The sequence below is a fragment of the Caldimonas brevitalea genome (assembly GCF_001017435.1).
Taxonomy (GTDB): domain Bacteria; phylum Pseudomonadota; class Gammaproteobacteria; order Burkholderiales; family Burkholderiaceae_C; genus Caldimonas; species Caldimonas brevitalea.
In genome coordinates this window covers 4,136,724-4,155,054 of sequence record NZ_CP011371.1, presented here as the reverse complement: position 1 = coordinate 4,155,054, position 18,331 = coordinate 4,136,724, and the positions used below count along the sequence as shown (strand labels likewise).

Genomic DNA, 18,331 nt, shown 5'->3' with positions numbered 1-18,331 from the left:
CCGGTGTCATGACAGTCCGCCGCGCTGTTGAGCACCACCAGCGCGCGCCCTCGACGGCGGTCATCGAACCCGCTCATCTCCCCACGATCGCCGCGCTTCGTGCACCGCCAACCGGGTCTGCTCGATCGCCGCGTGCCGACGTCGCAGGACTTTGGCCGTCAGGGCCGGCCCGGCGCTTTGAGGGGTGCCGCTCGAGAAGGGGGGCTCGGGCGCGTATTCGAAGACCAGTTGCTGAGTCCTCGCGTGCTCGTCGCCGCGCAACAGCGCCGACAGGGTCAAGGCCAGGTCGATGCCGGCCGTCACCCCGCCGCCGGTGATCCGGTTGCGGTCTTGCACCACGCGGCGATCCACCGCGATCGCGTCGAAGACGGGCAGCAGGTCGCGCACATACCAGTGTGCAGTGGCCTGGTAGCCGCGCAGCAGCCCGGCCGCACCCAACAGCAGGCCGCCGGTGCAGACGCCGGCGATGTAGCGGGCGCTGCTGCCGCGTGATCTCAGGAAGGACAGCACCTGCGGGTCGCTCAGCAGGGCGGTCGTGCCCTTGAGACCGCCCGGCACGAACAGCACGTCCGGCGTGGCGGGTGCTTGGTCGAGGGTCGAGGTCGGCATCACGGCGAGGCCGCTGTCGGTCATCACCGGTTGCTGGTCCTTCCACACGACGTGAACGTCTACCGGCGGCATCGTCGCGAAAATCAGTTGGGGCCCGACCAGGTCGAGCGCAGTCATGTCGGGATGGGCCAGCATCACGACCTGCAACCGTTGATCGCCGGTCGCAGGTCGGTACGCCGGCGGGGTGGCCTTGTCGTCGGCCTGCACTGGCAGCGCCAAGCCGGCCCCGACCGCGCCCAGCCAGAGACCGGCCACGCCGAGCAGTGCTCGCCTGCTGGCATCGGCCTCGTTGGAGGGTGTTGACTCGAAATGTTGGGTCGTCATGTTGTCTTTCTCTGAAATCGAAACTCGGTGCGCGCTCTTGCCAGCGCGGTCGAACGCCTCGGTGCGGAACGCGTCCGGGCCTGGGCAGCGCCAGACCCGCCACCATGAGGCGTAGGTCCGGGGCCGCCCACGCAGCCACGCTGGTCGTGACGCTCAGGCCATCAGCGAACGGCAGGTCGGAGTTGAGCGGTGCTCGGTGCCTCGTCCGCTCTCCCGGCAAAAAAGATCGTCGCTAGCGCGCAGCAGTGACCGCCCCGCTCGACGCTCAAGTGCGACGCAAGGCGGGTTTCGTGGCCGCTTTCAACGCCGCCCGACCGTCGACAGGCGAGGGCGTAGCCCCATCGCGCAGCCATGGAGCGCGCAGGTGGAAGGCAACGATCAGACGCGGGAAGGAGGGGCGTGCAAACGCTCGACCAGCCAAGCCAGCCAAGGGTCTGGAGGGGCGAAGGCGGCAACAAGGTGTGCCGCCATGTAGTGAGGCGGTACAGGCAGCGGTACCACGACGGCGACGGCAGGGACGACCGTTGCGCTGCCAAGCAGCGGCGCGAGAGCGCAATGTTCTTGAGCCGCCGGAGAAGGATGGCCAGCAGGCTCCCAAGGGTCGGGCCCGGCCGGCGTGCGCAGGGACACCTCCACACCGTACACCCCGCAGATGTCGGCGATCGGAACATTGCGAGCGTGAGCTGCCTCGGCGGCCAACAAGGGCACAAACGCCTTGAGCAGCACCAGCAGAGCCAGGGCCCACAGCAGCACGGGACGCCGCGCATGAGGCAGGCGCAGGTGCTGCAGGGGATGGGCAGAGAAGGCCATGGGCAGCGATTTTAATGAGCGCCCTTGGTCGCTTTCAACAGCGTCTTCTCAATGAATGTCGCGGTCACCAGCCTGGAAGGTGGAGCACCCCCCTTCGCTGCACGATGGCTGCCGCGTCGCAAAGAACTCAAGCACTTTGCCGCGTCGCAACGGTGAAGTCGCCGAGCTACTGAACGTCGTCGTTGAAGGCTCAAGTTCAACCCGGAGGAAGTTCCGGGTCGTTGTTGAGCGCCTTCGCGCGTGATTCGAAGGCGACGCGGGGGGACGTGAAGAGGCTGTCGTCACGCTGGTACTCGGCGAACAGGTGATAGATGTAGGTCATGCGATCGCCGTAACGCTCCCAGTGGTCGGTCGCGGCGCTGTCCGGATCGGACGGGTCCTTGTTGTCTCCACGCAGTGAAACGAGGCGGTCGTGCAGCACTTCGTCGAGTTCGACGGTCTCGCCACCGACCGTGGTGAACTGCCCGTCTAGATTCACCCGGTCACCGGAGACCGGGAAGTCGGAGTCGGTGTCGAACCGGCGCTCGGAGCCCGGTTTGTCGCCCGGCACATGAAAGTCCACCCACGGCGCAGCTGCGCCCTTTGGATTGACCGGCCCAAGGTCTGCCAAGGTCTGCATGCCTTCTTCGACCTCCGGCTGCACGATCTCCTGCTCCTGCAAACCCACGAGGGTGTTGGCATACAACATCAGCTCGCTGCGGCGGTCCGCCAACGCCTCGATGTCCTGCTCGTGTCCGGGGCCGTTGCTCGCAAGATCGACCTCCTGCTGGCGCAGCTGCATCGCCTCGTGGTAAGCCTTGAAAGCATTTCTCAAGTCCAGCTCTCGGTCTTGTTTGCCGTCGAGGTAAGAGATGCCACGATCGCCCCACTCCGATTCAAAGCTGGACCAGAACTCGTCGAAGCTCATGGTGCGATTGGCTGGATCTGCAAACACCTCATTGAAGTGCTGGAAGGCTGGACCGATGTCCGAGATCAACTTCGAATTGCCCACGCTCAGCCAGTAACGTGGGTCACCTCCCCCGAGCTCACCCAGCTCGATGCCAAGGCCACCTTCCAGGTTGCGACCAATCTCGTCAGACGCCCACACCGCAAAGGTGGCCCAGTTCGCATTGTCGGGACCGACCAGATGGCCCATGTTCTGAGAGAGCTGCGAATACTGCTGCGTCACCGCCTCGTTGCGTTCAAGACGATCCGGGTAGGCGAGCAGCAACTCGCCGTCGGTCTTGAGTCCATTGTTGTGCTCGAAGCCCATCCGCATGGTCCTCAGCTGCCCCTCGGAAAACGTGATGGGTGCCTCGAACTCGTGCACCGAAGCGCCATAGAGGGACGTCGTGATCTGGAAGCGGTCCAGGGTCTGGCTTTCATACCAGTCCTGGTGGTCCTGGACCGCAAGCGTGAAGTCACGGATCACCGATTGGTTGTCTGGGTCGGTGACGAAGCCGTACATCCTGCCGTCGGAGACACCGGCGAAGGCCGTCAGCGAACGCTCGAAGCCGTCGCGCTCGCCGGTGTCTTGCAGCTCGATGTAGCTGGCGATCAATGCGGGGTCGTGGGAATCGTGGATGAATTGGACGGGGATCGCTTCGGCATTGAAGTGATCGCCTTCGATGCCGGCCGTCATGCCCTGAAAGACCGTATTGCGCTCAGTCGGTTTGATCCGGCCCTCGTCGGTGACGTTGTGCAACCGGTCGGCCTTCAGCCAGGAGTTGAAGGCGTTCTTGTCGCGCTTCAGAACCTCGTCCAGCAGCTCTGCTTTGTATTCATCGTCGCCTTCCACCATCTCTTGTGCGAAGACCTCCATTCGCTTGTCGTAGTCGTCCTTCTTGTTGTTGCGGCGACCGGCCTCGAGCACTCGGTCGGCGGCAGCCTGGGTGTCGGGTGGCGGCCGCGGTCGCGGCTCCTGGTAAACCGCCGGCGTGCCAGACGTGCCGCCGCGAACGTTGAGCAGCGAAGCCGCGGGTGACGCGGGCTTACCCGTCCCGTGGGGCGCTGCGCCGGGCGCGAGGAACTGCCGCAACGCCGCTTCTCTCTGCTGTCCGCCAAGTGCGTGCAGATACCCTTGCGTCCAGCGGTTGTCCCGACGGTGTCCGTTCATGCTGTCTAGAAAGAAGCGGCCGTCGTCTACCACGACCGTTTGGGGTTGTAGCGGGCCCGCGGGCGGGGTGACTGGACCGTACACTCGCCGAGGTGCAGCCATCTCGTCGACAGGCCCAGCGCCGGCGGTTTTGAAGTCGGCCTGTACGGCTTGAGGACGCGGCATCGAGACGCGTGGCTGCGTCAAAGTTGGCGTCGGCACCGCCGTGTGGAGAGGGGGCCGGACAGGCAAAGGATCTCGGTGAAGGCCAGCGAGTATGGCCCTGCCCAGCGCGCTTGGAGCGAACATCGTCTCGTCCTTTCTGACGGGGTAGCTCTGAACCTCGTCATCGTTGACGCCCGAGGTGAATTCAATCTAGGTGCGTCTCGTCGGCCTCGCCACTACGACGATGCGTAGGCCCACTGCGGCCCTGACGGGGGGGCGCTGTTCGCCATCAATGCCTCGGGGTGTCCTTGCGGCTGGGCTTGCCGTCGTGCATCGTTCGGGACACGCCGCGCTTGCCTCGCGCCGGGCGTTTCGTTATCGTGCGTCTGTGGCTATGGAGATCCTTCCTTCTCACACTCTATGACCTAGGGTCTCCGCTTTCCGCACGACGCCTGCCATTGGCAGGCGTTTTCTTTCGAGACACATATGAACGAGATCTACCTCCGGCGCAGGGGCAAGCTGTGGGTCAAGGCCGGAGAGGGTGGGGCCACGGCGCAGCACATTGCCGCCGTGCAGAAGGAGGCCCAGCAACTCGGGTTTGTCCTGTCAGAAGCCGTGATGGCGCGCCTCGCCACGCTGTCCCTGGCCGAACTGACAGAGTTCCTGCGCCGGCTCCTGAGAGACTTGCGCGTTTTGGTCGGTGCCCACCGCGTTCACACGCCGCTCTACCCTCGGTTCCCCTTGCAGGTCCTGTCGTTGAGCGAGGCAGAGCGCTACCTCGACGCGGTGCACCACTATCTGACGCTCAAGCGCGTCTCGGCGGGTGACACGCCCGCTGCGCCGCCGCTGTTGCACGGCCTAGCGCCGAGGGAGATCGGTCTGGGGAGCGTCGAAGAGTTCGAGTCGCTGTTCACTCGGCTCGCCGGCGCCCGATCGTCGCTTTCAGAGCAGGACAAGGCGGATGTCGAGTGGTTCGTGCGCCAGTACCGTGACGGCATCTTCCGGCTCCTGCCTCGTGCCATCCCCTTCAAGGAGAACCTGGCGCTCGTCGGCGCGGCCCTTCTGCGGCACACGCCGGGCACCGCTGCACAAGCGCTGTTGCGGGACCAGGTGAAAACTGCCACCGATGTGCTGCGCCTGGCGGTGGCGCTGTCGGGCGGCGACGTTTCCCTGGCGAAGTCAACGCGGTTCCAGGCCCTCAAGCGCCAACACCGCAAACTCTTGCTGGACCTGCTCGAACAAGGGGGCGATCCGACCGAAGACATGCTGCGTTGGGGCGAACGATGGAAACGACTCGGCGAACGCCTGCATCCCCGTGAGTTCGAACAGCGCTTCCCGCGAGCCTGTGCGGCGTTCGCGGTGCTGCGCAACAAGCAGCCGTTCAGCTCGTTCAACAGCACGGTCGAGGCCCACCTCCGCACAGGTCAGGTCGAGGCGGCTGCGCTGGCCCTCGCCACCCGCCCCGGCGATTTCGCGCGACGTCTCGATCACCTGTTGCGCCTCTCTCAGGCCCCGTCCGACGTGCTGCAGCCCTTCCGCCAGGTGTGCCCGCGCGTCTCGACACCGGTACTGCTTCAGGTGCTCGTGCACTTCCGGCATCGCGGCCAGCACCCCTTGCGGGCCTTCTTCCCCAAAGGGGAGGTGGCCAAGGTGTATGCCTTGGCAGAGCAACGTTCTGCCTTGCCCCAAGAGGCGGTCGAACAGGTCACGGCGATCTGCGAGGGCGAACTGTTGCGGCGGTTCTCGGCGTTGCCCCCGCTCGGCGCCTGCTTCGTCGACCCGGGCTTGCGCCACTACTTGGTGCCTTTCTCGCAGCGCTCGGCATCGCGTAGCCTGCGCACGCTGGTGCGCGGGAGCCGCCTGCCGATGCCGGACGCCGGGTTCGTTCGACTCTTCCTGTGGTGGATGAATGGGAGAGGGCGCACCGACATCGACCTGTCGGCCGTTCTGTTCGGGCCCGACTTCGACTACATCGACGCGCTGACCTACTACAAACTGCAGAACTACGGCGGCTACCACAGCGGCGACGTGGTGGACGCACCGCAAGGAGCGGCGGAGTTCATCGACCTTGACCTGCGGCGGCTGCGAGAACTGCGGGTGCGCTTTGTCGTGATGGTCCTCAACAGCTACACGCTGCAACCCTACTGCGATCTACCGGAGTGTTTCGCCGGCTGGATGAGCCGGCAGGAACTCAACTCCGGCGAGGCGTTCGAGCCGCAGACAGTGGTGGACCGTGTCGACCTGGCGTCGGACGCCGGCATCTGCCTGCCGCTGGTCCTGGACCTCCAGGAACGGTGCGTGGTCTGGATGGACCTTGCCCTGAAAGTTCGGCCCCGGTGGAACAACGTGCGCAACCACCTCAGCGGGGTCTCGTTGATGTTGCGGGCCATCACTTCCTTGGTCAAGCCCGACCTTCACACATTGTTCACGCTGCACGCCAGGGCACGCGGCCGGCAGGTCGACTTGCGCGAAGGCGCCGAGACGGTGTTCAGCGTGCAGGACGGCGTCACCCCCTTCGACGTAGACCGCATCCGCGCGGAGTTTCTGTAGGCTCGCGCGCCGAGATCAGGCCCACACCTGGTGGCTGCGTTGCGGGCGCATCCCTTTGGAGAAGAACCAGAGACCGCCCTAGCGGCCCGTCGCCGGGCTCGCCTCAGCTGCAGAACACGGCTGCATCCATCGGCCCCAAGCGCAGCTGCACGCCCGTTTTATCGCCCTCCAGCATGTGCCCGAACACCGATCTCCACTCGTCGACGCCGCGCGGCAGTCGGTCCAACGGCACCCACACCGACGTCTGCGCCCCGCGATTGAGCACGAGCAAGGTCGCCGCTTCGACGTTGTAGCGCGCCAGCGCGATCCAGTCGTCGCCGCTGGCCAGCGTCTGGCAAGCGCCTTGTTGCAGTTCGGGGCGGCTGTGGCGCAGCGCGGCCAGTTGTCGCACATGGTCGAGCACGCCATGCCGCCACTGCGCCGGGTCCCACGGGAAACATCGCCGGTTGTCGGGGTCGGGGCCACCTTCCAGGCCGATCTCGTCGCCGTAATACAAACAGGGCACACCCGGATAGCAGAACTGCAGCGTGAGCGCGCAGCGCACGGCGGCTTCGTCGCTGCCGAGCAAGGTGAACAGCCGCACCGTGTCATGGCTGTCGATCAGGTTCCACATGCCGCACGCGATGTCATGCGGCAGCGCCGCACGGGCGCGGTCGAGCCAGCGCGCAAAGTCGCGCGTGTCGAGCGGGGCCGGTCGGCCCGCCAGATCGTGCTCGGCCAGCCACTGCCACAAGGGCTGCGTGAAGCCCCAGTAGTTCATGGCGGCGTCTTCCTGGTCGCCTTGCAGCCACGGCGTGGCCTCCCAGAAGTGTTCGCCGATCACGAGCGCGTCGGGCCGCTCGGCCTTTACGACGTCACGGATGCGTTGCAGCCAGTGCGCATTGCGCTTCGCGCCGGCGCCTTCGCCGAGCATGTGGATCGCATCCAGGCGCCAGCCGTCGATGGCGACCGGTGGGCGCAGCCAGCGTCGCAGCACCGAGTCGAGGCCGGTGATCATGGCGTCGGCCACCGCCGGGTGCGCATAGTCGAGTACCGGCAGCGAGGAGTGGCCCTTCCAGTAGACCGGCTCGCCCTGTGCGTTGCGGGCATACCAACCGGCCCACGGCGAGTCTTGCGACTGCCACGCGCCGATCCCCGGGTGGATACCCCAGCGGTTGAACCACGGATGGTTGGCACTGGTGTGGTTGAGCACTGCGTCGAGGACCAACCGCATGCCGCGCGCCTTCAGCGCGGCGGACAGGTCGACCAAGGCGGCGTCGCCACCGAGCGCCGGGTCGACCCGGTGGTAGTCCTCGGTGTCGTAGCGGTGGTTGCTGCCCGACGCGAACACCGGCGTCAGGTAGAGCGTCGTAACGCCGAGCGATTGCAGGTGGTCGAGCCGGGCGCGGATGCCGGGCAGGTCGCCGCCATGGAAGCTGCTCTGCCCCAGGCCAGGATCCGACGGCGCGTGCCAGTCCAGTTGCTGCACCGGCATCGGCCAGCTGCCGTAGTAGGTGTCGTGGCGCACACCGGGGGCGTGCTCGCTGCGGGCATAACGGTCGGGGAAGATCTGGTAGGCCACCTGCCGGTAGGCCCAGTCGGGCAGCACCGGCGTGCGGGTCGCGCGGAAATGCGCCGCCTCGGCAGGTGTGTGACGGTGTTCACCGTCGGCCCCCAGCCAGCGCGGCCGGCCATTCTCATAGACGCGGAAGCAATAGCGAGTGCTCGGCCCGGTCTGGCACCAAGGCAGCACGGCGCGATAGCGGGACCAGCGGCCCTCGTGTCCGTCGGCGACGAGCGTGATCCAGTGCTCCTCGTTGTCGAGCAGCACCCGCGCCTGGACATCCGACAGCGGTGCGCCCTGGTACAGCAATGTAGTTTCAAGTCCGTCGTCGGTGCGGACCGCCCAGGGGGCGACAGGGGGGTGTAGCAGCATGGGCAGGCCAACTCGGCAATGCAGTGGTGAGGCCCTGCATCGTGCCGGCGCGTGGCCTGGGTGTCGTCAACCCCCGGAGGTGGAGGCGGCGGGGTGGAGCGCGGCGAGATGGCGTGCTTTCAGCCGCGCTTCGTCGCGGCTGGACAGCTGAAGCTTGCTGTAGAGGTGATTGACATGGGTCTTCACGGTCGCGAGCGAGATGTGCAACCGCGCCGCGATCTGCTCGTTCGACCAACCCTCGGCGATCGCTTGCAGCACCTGCCACTCCTTCCGGGTCAGACCTTCCGGCACCGCGGTACCGGGCAGCGCCGATGCCGGTGGCCCCGAGGACGCGAGATGCTCGACCAGACTGCGCGCCAGCGCGCGCAGCGCGGGTCTCTCGGCGCTGCCGGCCGTGCGCAGGAAGTGTTGCAACGCCCGGGCGGACCTGGGGGCCAGCCACAGCACGTCGAGCAGATCATGTTCGCGGCTTGCCGCCAGCCAGTCGACCATCGCCTCGGTGTCGCCCGACACCGCACACAACCATTGCGCCCGGCGCGCCAGCCGCTGCAGTCCCCGGGCGCGGAAGCATTGCTGCAACCCGGCGGCCCGCTCGCGCACGTCCGGTTGCCCAAGCCACAGCGCGGCCGCCAAGGCATGGGTCGCGATGCGGCAGGTCGACAAGTCGGCATCGGCCGCCGGCATGGCGCGGTGGGCCGCCAAGCGGGTGAGCGTTTCTCGGTCGTCGCCCAGCCCGGCGCACCAGACGCGCAGGTGGTCGACGTCGGCACGCCAGCGGGCGCAATAGAAGTCGAGGGTGAGGCGCTTCTCCAGGCGCTGCCAGGCGGCGATGCCTTCGGCCGCGTGGCCGCGGGCCAGCGCGACCGAGGTGTGCAGCACCTGCTGCGGAAACGCCCAATACCCATCTTCGACCGCACCGGCCTCGTCGAGCAGGGCCTGCGCCTGCCGCAGGTCGAGCGCCGCCAGCGCCCGGCGCACCGGCAGGCGTCGCACGGCTTGCGCGATGCGCCAGCCGGCCAGCGTTGCCGCGCGTTCGCGGGCGGCCTCGGCAACACTGTCGCGTATGGCTGTCTCGCTCGCCTCTTCGGCAGCTCGCGCCAGCGCTTGCAGGCCCAGCAGTTCGAGCAGCAGCAGTCGGTCGCGCCGTGCGCCGCGCACCGCGAGCTGCAGCCACGGGATCGCCTCGGCGGGGTGCCCCGCTTCGGACAAGGCGGCCCCCTTGATGTAGCGGGCCGCCAGCGACAGCGGGTGCAGGTCACCGGGCAGGGCGGCCAGCACCTTGTCGGCATGGCTGGCGGCGCTGTCGAAGCGGTCGAACATCAGCTCGGCGCGTGCCTGTGCCCATGCGAGCACGGCGCGGTCCGCGCCCTGCGCGTCATCGAAGCGGCGCATCGCCTCGTGCGGCAGATCGTCGATCTCGATCAGCTGCGCCAGTCGGTACGCTTCCAGCTCAGCGACGACCCCCGGCTCTGCCGCGGCCCGCTGCAGCAGCGTGTCGAGGGTGGCGACGTCGGGCGTGTAGAGCAGCCGCCAGCCTGTCCGCCTCAGCCTCGCCAACGCGGTGGCGGGCGACAGCGTCGCACCGGCAGCGGTGTCGGGTATGTGCGGATCGTCGAACGTCATGCAGGGCCTTGTGCGGGCGGGGCAGAAACAAGAGGGGGCAGCGCCCGGTCCAAAGGCGGGCCTCGGGCTTCGCCGCCACCGCCGTGGAACGGCGGGAGCCAGTGTGCAGCGGGTGCGATGCCGAGACTCTACTTCGAGTGGAACGCTAGCGCTGCACGATGGGGGCGGGCCCCCGGGAGGCGATGCTGCTTTCTTGCGTCACCCGGACGACCGGTTCAGGCTTGCCCCAATTGCTTGAGCTTGCGCCACAGCGTGGTACGGCTGATGCCCAGTTGCGCGCACGCCAGCGCGCGGTCGCCCTGGCAGCGGTGCAGCACCTCGGCGATGTGCCGCAGTTCAGCCTCCTGTGCCGTGGCGGGCAAGGCGCGGAGGGTCTCTGGCGGCGGCGCTTCGTCCGCGTACAACTCCGGCGCAAAGTCGCGCAGGTGCAATTCCGCCAGCGGCGGCTCCTCGGCCTGCGCGCTGTAGACCGCCAGCCGCTCGATCAGGTTGTCCAGTTCGCGCACATTGCCCGGCCATGCATAACGGTGGCCGCGCGCCAGCAGGTCGTCGATGAGGCGGGGCAGGGCCCGCGGCAGCCCGCCCGGCCGGGCGGCGAGGCGGTCGACCATGTGCGCGATCAGCAGCGGCAGGTCGTCGAGCCGCTCGCGCAGCGGGGGCACTTCGAGCCGCAGGATGTTCAGCCGGTAGTAGAGGTCGCGGCGGAATTCGCCGGCTTCGACCGCATCGGCCAGGTGGCGATGGGTGGCGGCGATCACGCGCACGTCGATGGGCGTCGGCTCGGTCGCGCCGATGCGCTGCACCTCGCGTTCCTGCAGCACCCGCAGCAGCCGGGTCTGCAGCGCCAGCGGCATCTCGCCAATCTCGTCGAGGAAGATCGTGCCGGTGTGGGCCGACTCGAACAAACCGGCCTTGCCGCCGCGCCGCGAACCGGTGAAGGCGCCTTCCTCGTAGCCGAACAACTCGCTTTCGAGCAGCGTTTCCGGAAACGCGGCGCAGTTGACCGCGATGAAGGGCTGGCGTTTGCGCGGCCCGGCATTGTGGATGCCTTGCGCCAGCACCTCCTTGCCGGTGCCGCTCTCGCCGATGATGAGCACCGTCGCATGGCCGCCGGCGCAGCGCGCCGCGAGTGCCTTGGTCTTGAGCAGGGCGGGGCTGGCGCCGACCATCTGCTCGAGCCGATAGCGGGTGGCTGCGCGCCGGGGCTGGCGGCTGCGCAGGCTGCGGTCCATACGTTCGATCGCCGCGGGGTCGGTGCAGGTCAGCACGGCGCCGGTCTGCACGCCTTGTTCGACGATGGGCAAGCGGCTCGCGACCACCATGCGGGCGCCGAAACGCTGTGCCTCGTCGAGCGTCGGCTGCGCCTCGCGCAAGGTGTCGCGCAAACTCAGCTCGGGCGCCACCTCGCCGAGCGGGCGACCGAGCAGCTGCGTCGCGTCGGCATCGAGCAGCCGCTCCATCGCCGGGTTCACCAGCTGGATGCGCTCTTGCATGTCGACGGCCACCACACCATCGCGCAACTGGCCCAGGATGGTGTTCAGGCGTTCGCGTTTGCTCAGCTCGATGCGCGACACGCGTGCGATCTCGACCGCGTCGTCGAGTGCCTCGCGCACCGCGTCTTGCGAGTAGAGAAAGATGCCGGTCATGCCCAGCCGGTCGGCCAGATCAGCCACCAGGCCCGGCGCCACCACCACCTCGATGCCCAAGGCGCGCAGCTCGCGCACGCAATCGGCGGCCTCCTGCTCGCTCCGGTAGCTGCGCTGCACGATGCCCAGTTCGAAGCGCTCGCTGAAGCGCTGCACCTCGGCCGGGATCTCGCCATAGGTCACCAGCGCGATGCGCGGCGAGATCGCCCGCGCACGGCCGAGTGCGGACATCACGTCGAACTCGCCGACCCGCACCAGCACGACGGGCACGTCGAGGTGTTGGCGCAGGAAGGCGCCGTTGGAGCCGGCGGCAACCAGCACGTCGACCGACTGCGTCCGGCGCAAGGCCTCGATCGCGTGCACGGCTTCCTCGAAGCCCAGGTCCAGTACCGTCACGGCGGCGCGGTCGGCGTAGCTGGGCGCCAGTTCGCGCAACAGGCTTTTGAGCCGGTGCAGGCCAACGGCCACAATGCCGGGCGGGCGCGCGGCGTGAGAGGGGTTGAAGCTGCGTTCCATGCTGTTCTAATTGGAACATGGAAGTTTCAGGAATGAAACGACGGGTGCCGCGGCGTTCGCGCCGTCTGCGAAATTTTCCTTTTCCTGACAGCAGGTTAGCGCGAAGATCGGCGGCGGGGGACGGCTGGCACGTCGCTTGCGCTCTTAGGCGCTCATGCTGTCTTGTTGAACACCGAGGAATTCCATGACCTCTGCCGGCGCTGCCTTCCGTGCTGCCCTTGAAGCCGAATCGCCGCTCCAGGTGATCGGCGCCATCAACGCCAACCATGCCCTGCTGGCGCAGCGGGCCGGGTATCGGGCCATCTACCTGTCGGGCGGCGGTGTCGCCGCCGGGTCGCTGGGCATGCCCGACCTGGGCATCAACAACCTCGACGACGTGCTCGTCGACGTGCGCCGCATCACCGATGTGTGCCCGCTGCCGTTGATGGTGGACATCGACACCGGCTTCGGCCCCAGCGCGTTCAACATCGCACGCACGGTCAAGAGCCTGATCAAGTTCGGCGCCGCCGCCTGCCACATCGAGGACCAGGTGGGCGCCAAGCGCTGCGGGCACCGGCCCGGCAAGGAGATCGTCTCGGCGGCCGAGATGGCCGACCGCGTGAAGGCCGCCGCCGATGCCAAGACCGACGCGAACTTCTTTCTGATCGCCCGCACCGACGCGATTGCGGTGGAAGGGGTCGACGCGGCCATCGAGCGCGCGTTGAAATGTGTCGAGGCCGGCGCCGACGGCATCTTCGCCGAAGCCGCCTACGACCTGCCGACCTACCAGCGTTTTGTCGACGCCGTGAAGGTGCCGGTGCTGGCCAACATCACCGAGTTCGGCAAGACGCCGCTATTCACCGTCGAGGAACTGCGTTCGGTGAACGTCGCGATGGTGCTCTACCCCTTGAGCGCCTTCCGCGCGATGAACAAGGCCGCCGAAGCGGTCTACCAGGCGATCCGCCGTGACGGCACGCAGCAAGGCGTGCTCGACACCATGCAAACGCGCGAAGAACTGTACGACCGCATCGGCTACCACGCCTACGAGCAACATCTGGACGCGCTGTACGCGGCCAAGAAGTGAATTGAAACCGGAGACGATCAACATGACCGAAGCCACTCAAGCGCCTGCCTTCAAACCCAAGAAATCGGTCGCCCTGTCGGGCACCGCCGCGGGCAACACCGCCTTGTGCACCGTTGGGCGTACCGGCAACGACCTGCACTACCGGGGCTACGACATCCTCGACGTGGCCGAAGCCTGCGAATTTGAAGAGATCGCCCACCTGCTGGTGCACGGCAAGCTGCCCAACAGCGCCGAGCTGTCGGCGTACAAGGCCAAGCTGCAATCGCTGCGGGGTGTGCCGGCGGCGGTCAAGACCGTGCTCGAACAACTGCCCGCCAGCGCCCACCCGATGGACGTGATGCGCACCGCCGTCTCGGCGCTGGGCTGCGTGGCGCCCGAGAAGGACGACCACAACCACCCCGGTGCGCGCGACATTGCCGACAAGCTGATGGCGAGCCTGGGCTCGATGCTGCTGTACTGGTACCACTACAGCCACAACGGCCGGCGCATCGAAGTCGAGACCGACGACGACTCGATCGGCGGTCACTTCCTGCACCTGCTGCACGGTCGCAAGCCGAGCGACGCGTGGGTGCGTGCGATGCACACCTCGCTGGTCCTCTACGCCGAGCACGAGTTCAACGCCTCGACCTTCACCGGCCGTGTCATCGCGGGCACCGGCTCCGACATGCACTCGGCCATCGCCGGCGCGATCGGCGCCTTGCGCGGGCCCAAGCACGGCGGCGCCAACGAGGTGGCGTTCGAGGTGCAAAAGCGCTATGACACGCCCGACGAGGCCGAGGCCGACATCCGCCGCCGTGTCGAAAGCAAGGAAGTCATCATTGGCTTCGGCCACCCCGTCTACACCGTCAGCGACCCGCGCAACAAGGTGATCAAGGACGTGGCAAAGCGATTGTCGGCCGATGCCAAGAACATGAAGATGTTCGAGATCGCCGCGCGCCTCGAAGCGGTGATGTGGGACATCAAGAAGATGTTCCCCAACCTCGACTGGTTCAGCGCTGTCAGCTACCACATGATGGGTGTGCCGACGGCCATGTTCACGCCGCTGTTCGTGATCGCCCGCACCTCGGGCTGGAGCGCCCACATCATCGAGCAGCGCATCGACGGCAAGATCATCCGCCCGAGCGCCAACTACGTCGGGCCGGAAGATCTCAAGTTCGTGCCGATCAAGGACCGCCCGTAAAGCGCTCGCCTCGATCTCGACCCCGTATTGCTGCCCTCATGATGAACACCGCCTACCGCAAACCCCTGCCGGGCACCCAGCTCGATTACTTCGACGCACGCGCCGCCGTCGACGCCATCACGCCAGGTGCCTATGACAAGCTGCCGTACACCTCGCGCGTGCTGGCGGAGAACCTGGTGCGGCGTTGCGACCCGGCCACCTTGCGCGACTCGCTGACGCAGTTGATCGAGCGCAAGCGCGATCTCGACTTCCCCTGGTTCCCGGCGCGGGTGGTGTGCCACGACATCCTCGGCCAGACTGCGCTGGTCGACCTGGCCGGACTGCGCGACGCGATCGCGGGCCAGGGCGGCGACCCCGCCCTGGTCAACCCGGTCGTGCCGACCCAACTGGTGGTCGACCACTCGCTGGCCGTCGAATGCGGCGGCTTCGACCCCGACGCCTTCGCGAAGAACCGCGCCATCGAAGACCGGCGTAACGAGGACCGCTTCGACTTCATCAACTGGACCAAGAAGGCGTTCAAGAACGTCGACGTGATCCCGCCGGGCAACGGCATCCTGCACCAGATCAACCTTGAGCGCATGTCGCCGGTGGTGCAGGTCAAGGACGGCGTGGCCTTCCCCGACACGCTGGTCGGCACCGACTCGCACACGCCGATGGTCGATGCGCTGGGCGTGATCGCGATCGGCGTGGGCGGACTCGAAGCCGAGACCGTGATGCTGGGGCGGGCGTCGTGGATGCGCTTGCCGGACATCGTCGGTGTCGAGCTGAGCGGCAAGCCACAGCCGGGCATCACCGCGACCGACATCGTGCTGGCGCTGACCGAGTTCCTGCGCAAGGAGAAGGTCGTGTCCGCCTACCTGGAGTTCTATGGAGAGGGCGCCTCGGCCTTGACGCTGGGCGACCGGGCCACCATCTCCAACATGGCACCCGAATACGGCGCCACCGCGGCGATGTTCTACATCGACGAGCAGACCCTCAAATACCTGCGGCTGACCGGGCGCGAAGACGAGCTGGTGCGCCTGGTCGAAACCTATGCCAAGACCACCGGCCTGTGGGCCGACAGCCTGAAACAGGCCGAGTACGAGCGGGTGCTCCGCTTCGACCTGTCGACCGTGGTGCGCAACATGGCCGGCCCGTCCAACCCGCACAAGCGCGTGCCGACCTCCGAACTCGCCGCGCGCGGCATTGCCGGCAAGGTCGAGCAGGAGCCGGGGCGCATGCCGGACGGCGCGGTGATCATCGCGGCGATCACCAGCTGCACCAACACCAACAACCCGCGCAACATGATGGCGGCCGGCCTGCTGGCGCGCAACGCCAACCGGCGTGGCCTGGTGCGCAAGCCCTGGGTCAAGAGTTCGCTGGCGCCCGGGTCCAAGACGGTCGCGCTGTACCTCGAAGAAGCGGGGCTGCTGCCGGAGCTGGAGCAGCTCGGCTTCGGCGTTGTCGCCTTTGCCTGCACCACCTGCAACGGCATGTCGGGCGCGCTGGACCCGGTGATCCAAAAGGAAGTCGTCGAGCGCGACCTGTACGCGACCGCGGTGCTGTCGGGCAACCGCAATTTCGACGGTCGCATCCATCCCTATGCCAAGCAGGCCTTCCTCGCCTCGCCGCCGCTGGTGGTTGCGTATGCCATCGCCGGCACCATCCGCTTCGACATCGAGAAAGACGTGCTCGGCACCGACGCCGAAGGCCGCCCGGTGACCTTGCAGGACATCTGGCCGTCCGACGAAGAGATCGACGCGCTGGTGGCCTCCAGCGTGAAGCCCGAGCAGTTCCGCCGGGTCTATGAGCCGATGTTCACCTTCGCCGTCGAGAGCGGTGAGAAGGTGAGCCCGCTGTACGACTGGCGGCCGCAGAGCACCTACATCCGGCGACCGCCCTATTGGGAAGGGGCGCTGGCCGGCGTGCGCACGCTCAAGGGCATGCGACCGCTGGCGGTGCTGGGCGACAACATCACCACCGACCACTTGTCGCCGTCGAACGCCATCCTGCTCGACAGCGCGGCCGGCGAGTACCTGGCCAAGATGGGCCTGCCCGAGGAGGACTTCAACTCCTACGCGACCCACCGAGGCGACCACCTCACGGCGCAACGCGCCACCTTCGCCAACCCGACCTTGAAGAACGAGATGGTGGTCGAGAACGGCAAGGTGAAAGCCGGCTCGCTCGCCCGCATCGAGCCCGAAGGCAAGATCACGCGCATGTGGGAGGCCATCGAGACCTACATGGAGCGCCGCCAGCCGCTGATCGTGATCGCCGGGGCCGACTATGGCCAGGGCTCGTCGCGCGACTGGGCCGCCAAGGGGGTGCGCCTGGCGGGGGTCGAAGCCATCGTCGCCGAAGGTTTCGAGCGCATCCACCGCACCAACCTAGTCGGCATGGGCGTGCTGCCGCTCGAGTTCAAGCCGGGCGTGAACCGGCTGACGCTCGGCATCGACGGCACCGAGACCTTCGATGTGGTGGGCACGCGCCGCCCGCGCGCGGACCTGACGCTGGTGATCCACCGCCGCAACGGCGAGCGGGTCGAGGTGCCGGTCACGTGCCGCCTCGACACTGCAGAAGAAGTGTCGATCTATGAGGCCGGCGGCGTGCTGCAGCGCTTCGCCCAGGACTTCCTCGCCTCGTCGAAGGCGGCCTGACCGTCCAGGACCCCACCATGGCCCACCTTCCCCAAGTCAAGATTCCCGCCACCTACATGCGCGGCGGCACCAGCAAGGGTGTGTTCTTCCGGCTGCAAGACCTGCCCGAGCGCGCGCAGGCACCAGGCCCGGCGCGCGATGCGCTGCTGCTGCGCCTGATCGGCAGCCCCGACCCGTATGGCAAGCAGATCGACGGCATGGGGGGCGCGACGTCGAGCACCAGCAAGACGGTCATCGTGTCCCGCAGCACGCGGCCCGACCACGACGTGGACTATCTGTTCGGCCAGGTGTCGATCGACAAGCCGTTTGTCGACTGGAGCGGCAATTGCGGCAACCTGTCGTCGGCCGTCGGCCCGTTCGCGATCAGCAGCGGCTTGATCGAGGCCAGCCGCATCCCGAAAGACGGGCTGGCGACGGTGCGCATCTGGCAGGCCAACATCGGCAAGACCATCATCGCGCGGGTGCCGATGACGGCGGGCGAGGTGCAAGAAACCGGTGACTTCGAGCTCGACGGCGTGACCTTCCCGGCGGCCGAGGTGCAACTCGAGTTCGTCGACCCGGCGGCCGATGAAGAAGGGGCGGGCGGCGCGATGTTCCCGACCGGCCGGGTGGTCGACGATCTCGAGGTGCCGGGTGTCGGCACGCTGAAGGCCACGATGATCAACGCCGGCATCCCGACCATCTTCGTCAACGCCGAGGCGATCGGCTACACAGGGTGGGAACTGCAGGATGCCATCAATGCCGACACCAAGGCGCTGGCGATGTTCGAGGCGATCCGGGCTCACGGTGCCGTGCGCATGGGGTTGATCCGCAACGTCGAGGAGGCGGCGCAGCGTCAGCACACGCCCAAGGTCGCCTTTGTCGCCAAGCCGGTCGACCATGTGGTCTCGAGCGGCAAGCGCATCGGTGCGGGCGAGGTCGATCTGCTGGTGCGCGCGCTGTCGATGGGCAAGCTGCATCACGCGATGATGGGCACTGCGGCGGTCGCCATCGGCACGGCGGCAGCGATTCCCGGCACGCTCGTGAACCTGGCCGCCGGAGGCGGTGCGCGCGAGGCCGTGCGCTTCGGCCACCCGTCGGGCACCTTGCGCGTGGGCGCTCAGGCGGTCCAGGTGCAGGGGGAATGGAGCGTGGCCAAAGTCCTCATGAGCCGCAGCGCGCGCGTGCTGATGGAGGGGTGGGTGCGCGTGCCCGGGGACAGTTTCTGAGACGCGGCCGCG

11 protein-coding genes are annotated in these 18,331 nt (G+C 67.4%); 5 read left to right on the top strand and 6 right to left on the bottom strand.

What is annotated here, in order from left to right:
* Nucleotides 1-60 precede the first annotated feature (60 nt).
* The 3 genes from AAW51_RS17275 to AAW51_RS17265 all read right to left on the bottom strand — a co-directional run bounded on the left by AAW51_RS17275 (nt 61) and on the right by AAW51_RS17265 (nt 3,838).
* Complete coding sequence (locus AAW51_RS17275) at nt 61-933, bottom strand: DJ-1/PfpI family protein (protein WP_083438371.1); 873 nt, start codon at nt 931-933, stop codon at nt 61-63.
* Nucleotides 934-1,311: 378 nt separating this feature from the next.
* A complete protein-coding gene (locus AAW51_RS30040) occupies nt 1,312-1,743 on the bottom strand; it encodes a DUF2946 family protein (protein WP_157359943.1) in 432 nt (143 codons plus the stop codon).
* Nucleotides 1,744-1,939: 196 nt separating this feature from the next.
* Nucleotides 1,940-3,838, bottom strand: a complete 1,899-nt coding sequence (locus AAW51_RS17265) for a hypothetical protein (RefSeq protein WP_157359942.1) — start codon at nt 3,836-3,838, stop codon at nt 1,940-1,942.
* 630 nt (nt 3,839-4,468) lie between these two features.
* Between AAW51_RS17265 and AAW51_RS17260 the strand changes: the two genes are divergently transcribed.
* Entirely contained in the window at nt 4,469-6,532 is a 2,064-nt protein-coding gene (locus AAW51_RS17260; RefSeq protein WP_047195590.1) for a TerD family protein, read from the top strand.
* A gap of 103 nt (nt 6,533-6,635) precedes the next feature.
* Here the strand turns inward: AAW51_RS17260 and malZ are convergent, their stop codons facing one another.
* The 3 genes from malZ to prpR all read right to left on the bottom strand — a co-directional run bounded on the left by malZ (nt 6,636) and on the right by prpR (nt 12,232).
* On the bottom strand, nt 6,636-8,447 hold the full coding sequence (malZ, locus tag AAW51_RS17255; RefSeq protein ID WP_047195589.1) for a maltodextrin glucosidase: 1,812 nt from the start codon (nt 8,445-8,447) through the stop codon (nt 6,636-6,638).
* A gap of 66 nt (nt 8,448-8,513) precedes the next feature.
* Nucleotides 8,514-10,070, bottom strand: coding sequence for a LuxR C-terminal-related transcriptional regulator (locus AAW51_RS30870; RefSeq protein ID WP_053013671.1), 1,557 nt, complete (start codon nt 10,068-10,070; stop codon nt 8,514-8,516).
* 215 nt (nt 10,071-10,285) lie between these two features.
* On the bottom strand, nt 10,286-12,232 hold the full coding sequence (gene prpR, locus AAW51_RS17245; RefSeq protein WP_047195588.1) for a propionate catabolism operon regulatory protein PrpR: 1,947 nt from the start codon (nt 12,230-12,232) through the stop codon (nt 10,286-10,288).
* Between the two features lie 184 nt (nt 12,233-12,416).
* Here prpR and prpB point away from each other — a divergent pair, with 184 nt between their 5' ends.
* From prpB to prpF, 4 genes are read left to right on the top strand one after another with little or no spacing between them, the layout of a single operon-like run.
* A complete protein-coding gene (gene prpB, locus AAW51_RS17240) occupies nt 12,417-13,295 on the top strand; it encodes a methylisocitrate lyase (RefSeq protein ID WP_047195587.1) in 879 nt (292 codons plus the stop codon).
* Between the two features lie 22 nt (nt 13,296-13,317).
* The gene (gene prpC / locus AAW51_RS17235; protein WP_238947623.1) at nt 13,318-14,475 is read left to right on the top strand and encodes a bifunctional 2-methylcitrate synthase/citrate synthase; all 1,158 of its coding nucleotides are present in this window, start codon (nt 13,318-13,320) and stop codon (nt 14,473-14,475) included.
* Between the two features lie 41 nt (nt 14,476-14,516).
* The gene (gene acnD / locus AAW51_RS17230; protein WP_047195586.1) at nt 14,517-17,111 is read left to right on the top strand and encodes a Fe/S-dependent 2-methylisocitrate dehydratase AcnD; all 2,595 of its coding nucleotides are present in this window, start codon (nt 14,517-14,519) and stop codon (nt 17,109-17,111) included.
* A 17-nt stretch (nt 17,112-17,128) separates the two neighbouring features.
* Nucleotides 17,129-18,319 carry a 2-methylaconitate cis-trans isomerase PrpF gene (gene prpF, locus AAW51_RS17225; protein ID WP_047195585.1) on the top strand — a complete coding sequence of 397 codons (1,191 nt, stop codon included), beginning with the start codon at nt 17,129-17,131 and terminating at the stop codon, nt 18,317-18,319.
* The last annotated feature ends 12 nt before the right edge of the window (nt 18,320-18,331 follow it).

What these genes read in the sequence shown, in the direction of transcription:
- prpB (WP_047195587.1), top strand. Translation starts at nt 12,417, where the DNA reads ATGACCTCTGCCGGCGCTGCCTTCCGTGCTGCCCTTGAAGCCGAATCG.
- prpF (WP_047195585.1), top strand. Translation starts at nt 17,129, where the DNA reads ATGGCCCACCTTCCCCAAGTCAAGATTCCCGCCACCTACATGCGCGGC.
- malZ (WP_047195589.1), bottom strand. Translation starts at nt 8,447, where the DNA reads ATGCTGCTACACCCCCCTGTCGCCCCCTGGGCGGTCCGCACCGACGAC.
- AAW51_RS30040 (WP_157359943.1), bottom strand. Translation starts at nt 1,743, where the DNA reads ATGGCCTTCTCTGCCCATCCCCTGCAGCACCTGCGCCTGCCTCATGCG.
- AAW51_RS30870 (WP_053013671.1), bottom strand. Translation starts at nt 10,070, where the DNA reads ATGACGTTCGACGATCCGCACATACCCGACACCGCTGCCGGTGCGACG.
- prpC (WP_238947623.1), top strand. Translation starts at nt 13,318, where the DNA reads ATGACCGAAGCCACTCAAGCGCCTGCCTTCAAACCCAAGAAATCGGTC.
- AAW51_RS17260 (WP_047195590.1), top strand. Translation starts at nt 4,469, where the DNA reads ATGAACGAGATCTACCTCCGGCGCAGGGGCAAGCTGTGGGTCAAGGCC.
- AAW51_RS17275 (WP_083438371.1), bottom strand. Translation starts at nt 933, where the DNA reads ATGACGACCCAACATTTCGAGTCAACACCCTCCAACGAGGCCGATGCC.
- AAW51_RS17265 (WP_157359942.1), bottom strand. Translation starts at nt 3,838, where the DNA reads ATGAACGGACACCGTCGGGACAACCGCTGGACGCAAGGGTATCTGCAC.
- prpR (WP_047195588.1), bottom strand. Translation starts at nt 12,232, where the DNA reads ATGGAACGCAGCTTCAACCCCTCTCACGCCGCGCGCCCGCCCGGCATT.
- acnD (WP_047195586.1), top strand. Translation starts at nt 14,517, where the DNA reads ATGAACACCGCCTACCGCAAACCCCTGCCGGGCACCCAGCTCGATTAC.